The following is a 12,550-nucleotide window of genomic DNA, read 5'->3' as shown; positions in this document are numbered from 1 at the left end:
CTTCTTCGCCATATAAAGCAAGGTACTGTGTTTTCTATGGCAAATCACACTGGCAATCTATTTATCATCGCGGCTCCAAGCGGAGCGGGCAAGTCGAGCCTTATCGGTGCTCTTTTAAACAAACATAATGATGGCTCGATGCAGGTCTCTGTCTCTTGCACAACACGTGCTCCACGTCCCGGAGAGCATGATGGCATACACTATCACTTTTTATCGGCTGAAAGCTTTGAAGAGCGTATCGAGAAAGGTGAATTTTACGAGTGGGCGAAAGTGTTTGATAACTACTACGGCACTTCTAAAAAGGTTATTGAAGAAGGCTTAGCCGCCGGCATTGACATTTTTCTGGATATTGACTGGCAAGGCGCGCAACAAGTACGCGAACATCATCCTGACACCTGCTCTATTTTTATTATGCCGCCTTGTTTGGCAACTTTAGAACAGCGACTTCGGCGCCGCGGACAAGACAGTGATGAAGTCATCAGTAAGCGGATGGCAAAAGCGCAAGCAGAAATGTCGCACTATCATGAGTTTGATTATTTGTTGGTGAATGACCATTTTGATGACTCACTGGCACAGCTCGAGCATATTGTTTTAGCGCAACGCAATGCAATGGCAGTGCAGCAAGAGCGCCATAAAGCGGTGATTAACGAATTACTTGGCTAATTGCGCTTATTTCCGTATAATTATTAGCCTTTCGAAGAATTTCACTCAGGTTGGATGGAGAGTAGAGCATGGCTCGCGTAACTGTAGAAGACGCTGTTGACCGCGTAGGTAACCGTTTTGATTTGATCTTGCTTGCTGCACGCCGAGCGCGTCAGCTGTCAGTCCAAGGCAAAGATCCATTGGTTGAAACTAAAAACGAGAAGCCCACGGTTATCGCTTTACGCGAGATCGAGCAGGGTAAAATCGACGCAGATCGTTTAGATGCCGAAGAACGTGCAGCGCAGCAAGAAGCAGACGCAGAAGAGATGCGCGCCGTTGATGCGTTGCGTCGCGTTGAATAAGCTAATTATTAGCTAGAGGCTAGCCCTTTAGCACAATGAGTTCGCACTCATACTAAAAGCCAACGGTGTATTCCGTTGGCTTTTTTGTCTTTTGCTCTTATGCTGTCAGTTAGTGTCGGTATTAACCGCAGAAGAAACTTTGCCTTATCGCCCACAAATGGAGTCTTTCGGTGTATTTATTTGAAGGCCTGAAAAATCAAATAAGTGAGTATTTACCAAGCGATCAAATTGATCGTGTTGAACATGCCTTTAAAGTGGCCAAGGATGCCCACAGTAGTCAGAAGCGCAGCAGCGGTGAGCCTTATATAACCCACCCAGTCGCTGTGGCTAGTTTGCTTGCCGATATGCGCCTTGACCATGAAACGTTGATGGCGGCTCTACTACACGATGTGATCGAAGATACCGAGATTAAAGAAGAAGAACTCGCTGAGATGTTTGGGTCAACGGTTGCCTCGTTGGTCGAGGGTGTATCAAAGCTTGATAAATTGCAGTTTAATTCCAAAGAAGAAGCGCAAGCCGAAAACTATCGTAAAATGATCATGGCGATGACGCAGGATATTCGCGTCATTTTGATCAAGCTAGCTGACCGTACGCATAACATGCGAACAATACAGCACTTAAGACCCGATAAACGTCGCAGGATTGCCCGAGAGACACTAGAAATTTATGCCCCGCTTGCGCATCGATTGGGTATTCACGATGTTAAAAATGAACTCGAACGACTCGGCTTTTGGGCGCTGTTTCCATGGCGCGCGAAACTTCTAGAGTCGGAGGTCAAAAAAGCGCGCGGCAATCGTCGTGAGTTTATGGAGCGTGTTCAGCATGAAATTCAGGCTCGACTTGAAGGTAACCACATCAGCGCGCGAGTGATGGGACGCGAGAAGCATTTGCATAGTATTTATCGCAAGATGCTGAACAAAGAGTTGCGCTTTAATCAGGTGATGGACATTTATGCTTTTCGTGTCATCGTTGATTCCGTGGATACGTGTTATCGCGTGTTGGGCGCGCTGCATAACTTATACAAACCGATTGAAACACGTTTTAAAGACTACATTGCGATTCCGAAATCGAACGGTTACCAGTCGCTACATACGTCCCTCAAAGGGCCCCACGGCGTCCCTGTCGAGATTCAAATTCGTACGGAAGAAATGGACTTGATGGCCGATCGCGGGGTGGCTGCACACTGGCTTTATAAAAATAATGATGACTCGGGCACCACGGCTCAGGTAAGAGCGCGTAAATGGATGCAAAGCCTGCTGGAGCTGCAACAAAGCGCCGGTAGTTCGTTCGAGTTTATTGAAAACGTGAAATCGGATTTGTTCCCCGACGAAATATACGTATTTACGCCAGACGGGCGCATCGTCGAGTTACCTCAAGGTGCTACTGCTGTCGACTTCGCTTATGCAGTACATACCGATGTGGGCAATACATGCGTCGGAGCTCGTGTTAATCATCGCACTTACTCATTGAGTAAACCATTGGAAACGGGACAAACGGTAGAAATTAAAACCGTTCCAGGTTCACGGCCTAATATCGCATGGCTCAACTTCGTTGTAACGGGCAAGGCTCGTGCGAAAATTAGACAGTTTTTGAAAGGACAGCAAGCATCTGAAGCTGAGCATTTAGGCGAGCGTCTATTGCGATCTGCTTTAGGTTCGCTGAGCTATGATGAGATTCCGAACGCTGAGTTTGAGCGGGTAATCGCGGAGCTTAAAATAGAAACACGTGGCGAGTTATTAAAACAAATTGGCCTGGGTAACCTCATGTCATTGGCAGTTGCAAAGCGCTTACTGGGTGAGCTGCAGCCTCTCAAGGACGAAAGTTTGAGTCGCAAGAGTTTATCCATTAAGGGTGCCGAGGGGCTATTGGTGAGTTTTGCGAAATGCTGTCGACCCATTCCTGGTGACGACATTATTGCTCATGTGAGTCCAGGGAAAGGTCTGGTCATTCACCGTCGTGAGTGTAAAAACGTTCGCGGTCATGAGGAAGAGCCAGGCCGCTACTTTCCAGTGGAGTGGGATAATAACCCTGAAGCGGAATTTATTTCAGAGATTAGAATCGAGATTATTAACCATCAAGGTGCGCTCGCTAAACTCACGTCAGCTATTGCGACGACGGGTTGTAATATCGATGGTCTTAAAACTGAAGAAATCGATGCCAACATTTATTTCATTGATGTGGCACTGACTATTAAAAATAGAAAGCATCTTGCTGACGTGATCCGTCATATCCGTAAGATGCCCGATGTTCAGCGCGTGACGCGCTTAAGGAAGTAAAATGTCTAAAGTAATCATTGCAACAGATAAAGCGCCTGCGGCGATCGGCACTTACTCGCAAGCGGTAAAAATTGGCACGACTGTCTACCTTTCGGGTCAGATTCCGCTTGATCCAGAAACCATGGACTTGGTCTCTGAGGACTTTCAACAGCAAGCCGAGCAGGTATTTAAGAACCTAGCAGCAGTGTGTGAAGCCGCCGGTGGCGAACTTCAGGATATGGTGAAAGTACAAATCTACTTAACTGATTTAGGTGAGTTTGCCATCGTCAATGAGGTCATGGCTCGCCACTTCAGCAAACCTTATCCAGCGCGCGCGGCTATTGGTGTGAAGCAGCTGCCCAAAGGTGCTCAGATTGAAATCGACGGTATTCTCGAATTACCAAGCACCAATTAATTTTTGATAGAAGCGGTCTAAGTGACCGCTTCTGTTTGCTCCGGTATACGATCTTCAAGTGGCTTGCGCCATACGATAATCACCAAAGCGACTGCACCTAAGATAAAGCAATAGCCGGTATGGATACTCACCGATAATGGCGAAATACCGAAACTCGCCCCCATGAGTAATGCCTGCGCGCCATAAGGCAATACGCCTTGCACAACACAGGCAAAAATATCCAATAAGCTGGCGCTTTGGCGCGCTGCTAAATTACCTTTTTTAGCTAAGCGTGCACTGACTTCTCCCGCAAGCAGAATACTCACCGTGTTATTCGCAACACAGAGATTTGTAAGTGATGTAAGGCCAGCGACGCCAAGCGCAGAAGACCGTTGTTTGTGCTTACTTAAGCGGCTGGTGACCGCTTCAACGGCTTTGGCAAGGAAAGCCAAACCGCCCTGCTGACGGATCAAGCCCGAAAGCCCACCTATCAGCAACGACAGCAAGAAGATTTCTTGCATCGATGAAAAGCCATTGTAGATATCCTGACTAAATTTCACCCACTGGTAATCTACCGCAACCATGCCAAATGCAGCAGCCAATACGATACCGAGACCTAACACCGCAAATACATTCAAGCCCATTACTGCTAGCACAATGATGGCGAAGTAGGGAATACATAACCATAGGTTGGCTTCAGGAATGTTCAAAGGCGCGTTACTGGTGTCGTAACTGACTAACCACAGCAAGGTGATGATCGCTGCGGGAATCGAGATTTTTAAGTTTGCTTTAAACTTGTCTCGCATACTGCAGCCTTGTGTGCGTGTGGCTGCAATTGTTGTGTCTGAAATGATGGATAAGTTATCACCGAACATGGCACCACTGACCAAGACCCCTGCGAGCAAAGGCAGACTGATATCTGTTGCTTCGCCAATGCCCAACGCGACGGGAGCGAGGGCAGCCAAGGTACCCATTGAAGTCCCCATTGCGGTCGAGATCACACCAGCAATAATAAACAGGCCAGGCAGGAGAAATGACGCCGGGATAATACCTAACCCCAGAGCTACCATGGCATCAACACCACCGGTTGCTTCGGCGACCGTAGAAAATGCGCCGGCTAATAAATAGATCATGCACATGGTGACAATGTTGCTGTCACCCACGCCCGCGACAAAGGTGGCGATGCGTTCCTCGAACGCTTGTTTGCTGAGCAAAATACCTAACGCAATCGCAGGTAAAATAGCGACGGGACTTGGCAGTTGATAAAAAGCGTATTCCACACCCTCTGACTGAAAATAAATGCCTGTTCCTAAAAACAGCGCGAGGAACAAGGCGAGTGGCAACAGCGCCTTAGCGCTGGCGGGTTGCGCAGGAATTTGTGACGACATAGGTGACCTTTATGGTTAATTCATTATTATATTTAGACGTCCAGAAGTTTATATAGCTAACTGTTGTGATGCAACCTTTATTAAAAACCGTGTACACTACTCGTATAGTAATTGACGTAAAGAGGCAAGTATGAGCCCAGAAGAATTGCATCTTCAGATTCGTAATCTTCGACTAGATGATTACGAGCAGTTAAAAGAGTTAATGGATGCCATCTACACCGATATCGGTGGTGCGTGGAGCCGTTTTACCATCGAGAAGTTAATCAAAGACTTCGCCGAAGGACAGTTTTGCCTCGAAGATAATGGTCGTATTATTGGTGTCGCGTTGACCGTGAAAGTTGCCTATAACAAATTTTCGAACCCGCACACTTACGATGATTTGATTGGGCATCGCGAAGCCATTCTTAATGATAAGAAAGGCGATGCATTGTATGGCCTTGATGTGCTGATTCATCCGGATTATCGCGGTTATCGTTTAGGCCGTCGTTTATACGATGCACGCAAAGAGCTATGCCGACAGAAAAACCTGCGCGCTATTCTTGCCGGTGGACGTATCGTTAATTATCACAAGTACTCAAACGATCTGTCTCCGTCACAGTACTTAGACAAAGTTCAACGTCGTGAAATTTATGATCCGATTCTCACGTTCCAGTTAGCGAACGACTTTAGTGTGAAGCGTTTGCTCGGAAAATATTTGCCTGAGGACGAACGTTCGCGTGGTTTCGCCACGTTGTTGGAGTGGAATAATTTCCTCTACGATCCTTCGACAAACATGTTGAATACGCGGGTTCAGAATGTGCGTGTTGGTGCGGTGCAGTGGCAAATGCGGTCAGTCGAGTCTGTCGATGAGCTTCTGCAGCAAGTCGAGTACTTTGTTGATGCGCTTTCAAGCTATCAGAGTGACTTTGCTGTGCTACCTGAATTCTTTAATGCGCCGCTGATGGGGTTAACCGATCAGAGTCAACAGATGAATGCTATTCGCTTTCTCGCCGGTTTCACCGAGCGATTTAAACGCGAAATGTCGCAAATGGCGGTCAGTTACAACGTCAATATCATCACGGGCTCAATGCCATTACAAGAAGGCGAGAGTATTTACAACGTGTCTTACCTGTGTCGTCGCGATGGCTCAGTTGAAGAGCAGCGTAAACTGCATATCACTCCGCACGAGAAGCGTGACTGGGTCATTGAAGGCGGCGATGATGTGCGCGTATTTGACACCGATGCGGGGCGTGTCGGTATTTTGATTTGTTACGACGTCGAATTTCCTGAGTTGGGTCGTATTATGGCTGAAGAGGGACTTGAGATCTTGTTTGTGCCCTTTTGGACCGATACACGGAACGCGTATCTGCGAGTTCGCCACTGTGCACAGGCACGTGCCGTTGAAAACGAGTGTTACGTAGTGATTTGTGGCAGTGTTGGTAACTTACCTGAAGTCGAAAGCTTAGACGTACAATACGCGCAGTCTGCTGTATTTTCGCCGTCAGACTTTGCCTTCCCACACGATGCGGTGATGTCAGAGACGACTCCGAATACAGAAATGTTAATGTTCTCTGATTTGAATTTAGATGAACTGCGTTATCTGCATCACGAAGGTTCAGTGACTAATAAGAAAGATCGTCGTACTGATATTTACGATGTAGTAAGAAAGCATAGAAGTTAAAGGCTATCAATGAGTCCAGAACGTTATCAACGCATTACCGAGATGCTGGCGTTTCGCCAGCCCGACTTAACCGTCGTCATGGAAGGGGTGCATAAGCATCATAATTTATCTGCGGTGGTGCGTACTGCGGATGCTGTCGGCGTCCATGAAATGCATGCCATTTGGCTTAGCAGTAAAATGCGTGTATCCGGCGGCACTGCTTTGGGAAGTCAAAACTGGGTTAACGTGCATCATCATAGCCAGTTAAGCCCTGCGGTAGAGCAAATAAAGCAACAGGGTATGCAAGTGGTAGTGACTCACTTGTCTGATCAAGCGGTGGATTTTCGTGAAATCGATTACACCCAGCCTACTGCAATCTTGTTAGGTCAGGAAAAGCATGGTGCGACCGAAGAGGCGCTGAAAATTGCCGATCATCACGTCAAGATTCCGATGGTGGGTATGGTGCAGTCGCTGAATGTCTCAGTGGCAGGTGCGGTGATGCTTTATGAGGCGCAGCGTCAGCGAGAGCAAGCGGGTATGTATGACGCTATGCGTTTAAGTGATACCGAACAGCATCGGGTATTGTTTGAAGGTGGCCACCCAATTTATGCCAAAGCCTGTAAACGCAAGGGACTACCGTATCCTCCGCTAGATGAACACGGACAAATTGTCGCGGATAACGAGTGGTGGTTAGCCATGCGCGCCGCTAAAAAGCGAGCCTAATCAATGCAGCCTCTCAGCAAAATTCCACTGACCACGCTCAAAGGAGTCGGCGATAAAGTCGCTAAGAAGTTGGAAAAGCTGGGCTTAGTGACGGTAAATGATGCGATCTTTCATCTACCTGCGCGGTATGAGGATCGCACACAGGTTTACCGAATTGCTTATGCGCGTCCTGGGGTGGCGGGTCACTTTCAGGTAACTGTCGATAATGCGGACATTAAATATGGTCGCAAGCGTATGTTGGTGTGCCGAGTGCGTGACGAAACCGGCACTATGACATTGCGCTTTTTCCAATTTAGCGCTGCGCAACTAAAACAGTTCAGCGCTGGCACCTCGTTATTAGTCTTTGGTGAAGTGCGTGCGGGGCTTAGCGGTCTAGAAGTGATTCATCCCGAATATCGTGTACTTTCTTCATCCGACGCGATTGAGTTACCCGATACCTTGACGCCTATCTATCCCACGACCGAGGGCGTCTATCAGGCTTCTCTACGTAAGATTATCGACCAAGCTCTCTCTTATGTGACCGAGCGAGCGTTGCCCGAGTTATTGCCAGAACCTCTTCAGCCCCACGATCTATCTTTGGTCGAGGCACTCAAAACACTGCATAACCCGCCCAAGGATGTTGGTCTTGCGCAACTTGAACAGGGGTCACATCCTGCACAACAGCGGTTAGCAATGGAAGAATTGATTGCACATCAGGTCAGTTTATTGCAGTTACGTGAAAAACGTCAGCAAGAGCGTGCACATGCGCTGAATGCGGATCCGCACTTACAAAGTGAATTCTTAAAGCAACTCCCGTTTAAGCCAACGGCTGCACAGCAGCGCGTATTAAGTGAAATCCATGCGGATCTCGCGCGCGAACAGCCGATGATGCGTTTGGTGCAAGGTGACGTGGGCTCGGGGAAAACGCTCGTGGCGGCCCTGGCCGCATTGGCTGCTATCGAACAAGGTCATCAAGTGGCGATTATGGCGCCCACCGAAATTCTGTCAGAACAGCATGCGCTGACGTTCGAGCAATGGTTCGCACCCTTGGGTATTGAAGTTGCTTGGCTCAGTGGGCGCAGCAAGGGCAAGGCGCGTCAGCGCACGTTGGAGCAGCTTGCGAGCGGTAGAGTTCAGCTAATTGTAGGCACCCATGCATTATTTCAAGCCGACGTGCACTATCACTCACTCGCGTTAGTTATTATTGATGAACAGCACCGTTTTGGTGTGCACCAGCGGTTACAATTGCGAGAAAAAGGTGTACAAGCGGGCTTTCAACCGCACCAATTAATTATGACAGCCACACCGATTCCGCGAACGTTAGCGATGACCGCCTATGCGGACTTAGCGACGTCAGTAATTGACGAGCTACCGCCGGGGCGTACACCGATCACAACCGTTGTCATCCCGGATACACGACGTGACCAAGTGATCGAGCGTGTGCGCGAAGTGTGTACTCACGAAGGTCGACAAGCTTATTGGGTCTGTACTTTGATTGAAGAATCTGAGGTGTTGGAATGTCAGGCGGCTGAAGACACCGCAACGGAGTTACAAGAACAACTGGATGGGTTGACGGTCGGGCTCGTGCATGGGCGTATGAAAGCCGACCAAAAGGAAGCGGTAATGTCGCGTTTTAAAAGCGGCGAAATTGACTTGCTGGTGGCGACCACTGTGATCGAGGTGGGTGTCGATGTACCTAATTCATCTTTAATGATTATCGAGAACCCAGAACGGTTAGGCTTAGCGCAGCTTCATCAGTTGCGAGGACGTGTGGGTCGAGGCTCGGTAGCGAGTCATTGTGTTTTGCTCTACAAAACGCCCTTATCAAGAACCGCGACCGAGCGTTTGTCCGTATTAAGGGATAGTAATGATGGTTTTGTGATCGCGCAACGAGATATGGAGATCAGAGGGTACGGTGAACTTCTCGGACAACGACAAACCGGTCTAACACAGATGAAAGTGGCGGATATTGAACGTGATGAGGTATTAATACCCGAGGCTCAGACGGTTGCCGAGGAGCTTATTCGCAAGTACCCCAACACTGTCAATGCGTTGATTGCGCGGTGGTTACCACGGCGAGATCATTACGCTCAGGTGTAGTATTACAGCAGTGACGCCCGTACAATAGGGTAAAAAGTCGTTAGGAAAAATTATGTCAGATAAACACGAAGATGGAATCGACTTTGGCTACCAGCGCGTGCCAAAGGATGCGAAAAAGGGCCTCGTTGCCAATGTATTCAACTCAGTGGCAGCCAAATATGATGTTATGAATGACCTCATGTCGATGGGGATCCACCGTGTTTGGAAGCGCTATACCATTGACTGCAGTGGTGTACGTAAAGGCATGAAAGTGCTCGATATTGCCGGTGGCACGGGCGACTTAACGGCACAGTTTTCACGCCGCGTTGGCGAGACAGGCGAAGTTGTTTTAGCTGATATCAATGATGCCATGCTTAAAGTGGGTCGCGATAAATTGCGCGACAAGGGCATCGTGGGAAATGTTAATTGTGTACAAGCCGATGCGGAAAACCTGCCCTTTGCTGATAATAGTTTTGATATTGTGACTATTGCTTTTGGTTTGCGAAATGTGACCGATAAGCCAGCTGCTTTACGATCAATGTTACGGGTATTGAAGCCAGGCGGTCGTTTACTGATCTTAGAGTTTTCCAAGCCAACAACAGCGACGCTGAATCAGCTTTACGACTTTTACTCATTTAATATTCTGCCCAAAATGGGGCAACTGGTTGCCAATGATGCAGACAGTTACCAGTATTTAGCTGAGTCGATTCGTATGCATCCTGATCAAGAGACACTGAAACAGATGATGTCGGAAGCGGGTTACGAGAACGCCGACTATCAAAACTTGACGGGCGGTATTGTCGCACTTCATCGAGGATACAAATTTTAATGATTTGGCAATTGATTCCGTGGATGGTGCTTGAGCGCACTATCAATGCACTGTTGCAGCAGGACCCGAATTCAACCGAGCGATTAAATCAGTTGGCGGGTAAGCATTTTCGATTTAGCTTCAAAGAGCTACCCTTTGATATCAATATCGCTGTGCACACCGACGGACTCAACTTAAGCTCTGTTGATGATGGCGGTGAACTGGATTGCCATGTAAAAACGGAACTTGGCGTGTTACCAGAGTTAAGCGATACGGCTAATCTTACGCGCCTTATTAAAGCCGATAAACTGGATATTGATGGCGACCCCATGCTAGCGCAGCAATTGGTGAATTTGGTTAAAGCGCTGGATATTGATTGGGAAGCCAAACTAGCCGAAAAACTCGGTGACGGTATGGCGCACCGTATCAGTACCTTGTTTAAACAGAGTCGCGAGCGCTTTCAGCAACAAAGTGAAATGCGTCAACGTTGGCTAAAAGGTGTACTCACAGAAGAAAAGCAAGTGCTTCCTAACCGTTTGGAATTCGAGTTATTTAAAGACGATGTGCAGGCTTTGCGTGCGCAAATTGAGCGACTTCAGCGAAAATTAAAGTAGAGACCCAGCATGCGCAGTAAACGTATATATCGCATTGCAAAAACCTTTTTAAATTATGGTTTGGATGACTTGATTCCGGCACGTTGGCTACCGTGGTATCTGCGTTTTGGGCGCCATATGATGTTTTGGTGGCCTAATAAGCATAAAGAAAAGCCCGCTGGAGAGCGTTTGCGTTTAGCGCTGGAGTCGCTGGGTCCTGTCTGGGTCAAGTTCGGCCAAATGTTGTCGACGCGGCGTGACTTACTGCCCCCAGACATCGCATTGGAACTGGCCTATTTGCAAGATCGCGTGGCGCCATTCGATGGCCATGCAGCACAACGCATCATTGAAAAGTCGTTAGATATTGAGCATATCGGTGAGTTGTTTCAAGACTTCGCTGTTAAGCCATTAGCCTCTGCATCGATCGCTCAAGTACATACAGCCAAGCTAAAACAAAAAGATGGCGAGCTTAAAGACATCGTCATTAAGGTGATTCGTCCAGACATACGTGAGACGATTAATGCTGACTTAGAGCTGATGGAATCGCTTGCTGCCGTATTAGCGCGGCATTTGCCCGATGGACGTCGATTAAAACCGAAAGAAGTGGTACGAGAATATCGTAAGACGTTATTGGATGAATTAGATTTGTTGCGTGAAGCCGCCAACGCTATTCAGTTAAAGCGCAACTTTGAGGACTCTGAGTTACTTTATATCCCCACGGTTTACAGCGATTTAAGTCGTAAAAACGTGATGGTAATGGAGCGTATCGACGGGATCCCTGTCAGCGAAGTCGATATGTTGAAGGCACGTGGCGTGGATATGAAAAAGTTAGCGGAGCGTGGAGTCGAAGTGTTCTTCACACAAGTGTTTCGCGATAGCTTCTTTCACGCGGATATGCATCCAGGCAATATTTTTGTCGCCAAGGATGACCCGACGTACCCTCGGTACATCGGTATTGATTTTGGTATCGTCGGCACCCTCAATCGTGAAGATAAACGTTACTTAGCTGAAAACTTCCTCGCCTTTTTTAATCGCGATTACCGTAAAGTGGCTGAGCTTCATGTGGATTCGGGGTGGGTGCCACGAGAAACAAATATCGAAGAATTTGAATCAGCGATCCGAACGGTGTGCGAACCCATATTCGAAAAACCTCTCGCGGAGATTTCATTCGGGCATGTGCTAGTCAATCTTTTTAATACCGCCCGTCGGTTTCAGATGGAAGTACAACCGCAGTTGGTACTTTTACAAAAGACCTTACTGTATATCGAGGGGTTAGGTCGCCAGTTGTATCCTGAATTGGATTTATGGAAGACCGCTAAACCGTTTTTAGAGCGTTGGATGAATGAGCAACTAGGATGGCGAGCGGTGGTGCGTTCAGTGAAGGAAAACGCACCTTATTGGGCCGAAAAGCTGCCAGAGCTCCCGAATCTATTGTACGATGGACTGCGTTCGCAACAACGTATTCAAGCGCAGCTAGAGCGGCACCGCATAGAGCAGTTGATGACGCAACAGCAAGCGGCCACTAGTCAGTTTTGGACTATTTTGACGGCAAGCGGAGTTGTCAGCTCGGTATGGTTAATTAGCCAGGGCACTGCTGCGTGGGCGCTGGGTTCTGGTATACTTACCGTAATGGTTGGATTAAAAGCGTGGCGCGCGCGCCCTCAAATTAAGATAAAGGAATAGGTGAA

11 protein-coding genes are annotated in these 12,550 nt (G+C 47.9%); 10 read left to right on the top strand and 1 reads right to left on the bottom strand.

Features of this window, described 5'->3' with window-relative positions:
- Window positions 1-36 precede the first annotated feature (36 nt).
- From gmk to ridA, 4 genes are all read left to right on the top strand, one after another.
- Window positions 37-663 carry a guanylate kinase gene (gene gmk, locus AWU56_RS07090; protein ID WP_006954445.1) on the top strand — a complete coding sequence of 209 codons (627 nt, stop codon included), beginning with the start codon at window positions 37-39 and terminating at the stop codon, window positions 661-663.
- Window positions 664-731: 68 nt separating this feature from the next.
- Window positions 732-1,004 carry a DNA-directed RNA polymerase subunit omega gene (gene rpoZ, locus AWU56_RS07085; RefSeq protein WP_006954443.1) on the top strand — a complete coding sequence of 91 codons (273 nt, stop codon included), beginning with the start codon at window positions 732-734 and terminating at the stop codon, window positions 1,002-1,004.
- A 170-nt stretch (window positions 1,005-1,174) separates the two neighbouring features.
- Window positions 1,175-3,280: a bifunctional GTP diphosphokinase/guanosine-3',5'-bis pyrophosphate 3'-pyrophosphohydrolase gene (gene spoT / locus AWU56_RS07080; protein WP_286682117.1), complete on the top strand. Its 2,106-nt coding sequence runs from the start codon at window positions 1,175-1,177 to the stop codon at window positions 3,278-3,280.
- 1 nt (window position 3,281) lies between these two features.
- Window positions 3,282-3,674: a deaminase RidA gene (ridA, locus tag AWU56_RS07075; RefSeq protein ID WP_286682116.1), complete on the top strand. Its 393-nt coding sequence runs from the start codon at window positions 3,282-3,284 to the stop codon at window positions 3,672-3,674.
- A 17-nt stretch (window positions 3,675-3,691) separates the two neighbouring features.
- On the opposite strand, the gene AWU56_RS07070 is transcribed toward ridA, so the two are convergent.
- Window positions 3,692-5,041 carry a Na+/H+ antiporter NhaC family protein gene (locus AWU56_RS07070; protein WP_286682115.1) on the bottom strand — a complete coding sequence of 450 codons (1,350 nt, stop codon included), beginning with the start codon at window positions 5,039-5,041 and terminating at the stop codon, window positions 3,692-3,694.
- Between the two features lie 130 nt (window positions 5,042-5,171).
- On the opposite strand from AWU56_RS07070, the gene AWU56_RS07065 reads away from it, so the two are divergent.
- Genes AWU56_RS07065 through ubiB form a run of 6 tightly spaced genes read left to right on the top strand, consistent with a single transcriptional unit; the run spans window position 5,172 to window position 12,545 of the window.
- The gene (locus tag AWU56_RS07065) at window positions 5,172-6,701 is read left to right on the top strand and encodes a bifunctional GNAT family N-acetyltransferase/carbon-nitrogen hydrolase family protein (RefSeq protein WP_286682114.1); all 1,530 of its coding nucleotides are present in this window, start codon (window positions 5,172-5,174) and stop codon (window positions 6,699-6,701) included.
- A gap of 9 nt (window positions 6,702-6,710) precedes the next feature.
- On the top strand, window positions 6,711-7,403 hold the full coding sequence (gene trmH / locus AWU56_RS07060; protein ID WP_006954438.1) for a tRNA (guanosine(18)-2'-O)-methyltransferase TrmH: 693 nt from the start codon (window positions 6,711-6,713) through the stop codon (window positions 7,401-7,403).
- 3 nt (window positions 7,404-7,406) lie between these two features.
- Window positions 7,407-9,482 (top strand): ATP-dependent DNA helicase RecG, encoded by a 2,076-nt coding sequence (recG, locus tag AWU56_RS07055; protein ID WP_006954437.1) that lies wholly within the window; start codon window positions 7,407-7,409, stop codon window positions 9,480-9,482.
- A 52-nt stretch (window positions 9,483-9,534) separates the two neighbouring features.
- On the top strand, window positions 9,535-10,290 hold the full coding sequence (ubiE, locus tag AWU56_RS07050) for a bifunctional demethylmenaquinone methyltransferase/2-methoxy-6-polyprenyl-1,4-benzoquinol methylase UbiE (protein ID WP_006954436.1): 756 nt from the start codon (window positions 9,535-9,537) through the stop codon (window positions 10,288-10,290).
- On the top strand, window positions 10,290-10,883 hold the full coding sequence (locus AWU56_RS07045; protein ID WP_272977624.1) for a ubiquinone biosynthesis accessory factor UbiJ: 594 nt from the start codon (window positions 10,290-10,292) through the stop codon (window positions 10,881-10,883). The genes ubiE and AWU56_RS07045 overlap by 1 nt, the downstream gene beginning before the upstream one ends.
- A gap of 9 nt (window positions 10,884-10,892) precedes the next feature.
- Window positions 10,893-12,545: a ubiquinone biosynthesis regulatory protein kinase UbiB gene (gene ubiB, locus AWU56_RS07040; RefSeq protein WP_006954434.1), complete on the top strand. Its 1,653-nt coding sequence runs from the start codon at window positions 10,893-10,895 to the stop codon at window positions 12,543-12,545.
- Window positions 12,546-12,550 lie beyond the last annotated feature (5 nt).

Source organism: Idiomarina sp. T82-3, from assembly GCF_001577655.1.
GTDB lineage: Bacteria > Pseudomonadota > Gammaproteobacteria > Enterobacterales > Alteromonadaceae > Idiomarina > Idiomarina baltica.
Note: the sequence above shows the minus strand (reverse complement) of the source record. Positions and strands in the feature narration are given on the sequence as shown.

What these genes read in the sequence shown, in the direction of transcription:
- ubiB (WP_006954434.1), top strand. Translation starts at nt 10,893, where the DNA reads ATGCGCAGTAAACGTATATATCGCATTGCAAAAACCTTTTTAAATTAT.
- AWU56_RS07045 (WP_272977624.1), top strand. Translation starts at nt 10,290, where the DNA reads ATGATTTGGCAATTGATTCCGTGGATGGTGCTTGAGCGCACTATCAAT.
- trmH (WP_006954438.1), top strand. Translation starts at nt 6,711, where the DNA reads ATGAGTCCAGAACGTTATCAACGCATTACCGAGATGCTGGCGTTTCGC.
- gmk (WP_006954445.1), top strand. Translation starts at nt 37, where the DNA reads ATGGCAAATCACACTGGCAATCTATTTATCATCGCGGCTCCAAGCGGA.
- AWU56_RS07070 (WP_286682115.1), bottom strand. Translation starts at nt 5,041, where the DNA reads ATGTCGTCACAAATTCCTGCGCAACCCGCCAGCGCTAAGGCGCTGTTG.
- ridA (WP_286682116.1), top strand. Translation starts at nt 3,282, where the DNA reads ATGTCTAAAGTAATCATTGCAACAGATAAAGCGCCTGCGGCGATCGGC.
- AWU56_RS07065 (WP_286682114.1), top strand. Translation starts at nt 5,172, where the DNA reads ATGAGCCCAGAAGAATTGCATCTTCAGATTCGTAATCTTCGACTAGAT.
- rpoZ (WP_006954443.1), top strand. Translation starts at nt 732, where the DNA reads ATGGCTCGCGTAACTGTAGAAGACGCTGTTGACCGCGTAGGTAACCGT.
- ubiE (WP_006954436.1), top strand. Translation starts at nt 9,535, where the DNA reads ATGTCAGATAAACACGAAGATGGAATCGACTTTGGCTACCAGCGCGTG.
- recG (WP_006954437.1), top strand. Translation starts at nt 7,407, where the DNA reads ATGCAGCCTCTCAGCAAAATTCCACTGACCACGCTCAAAGGAGTCGGC.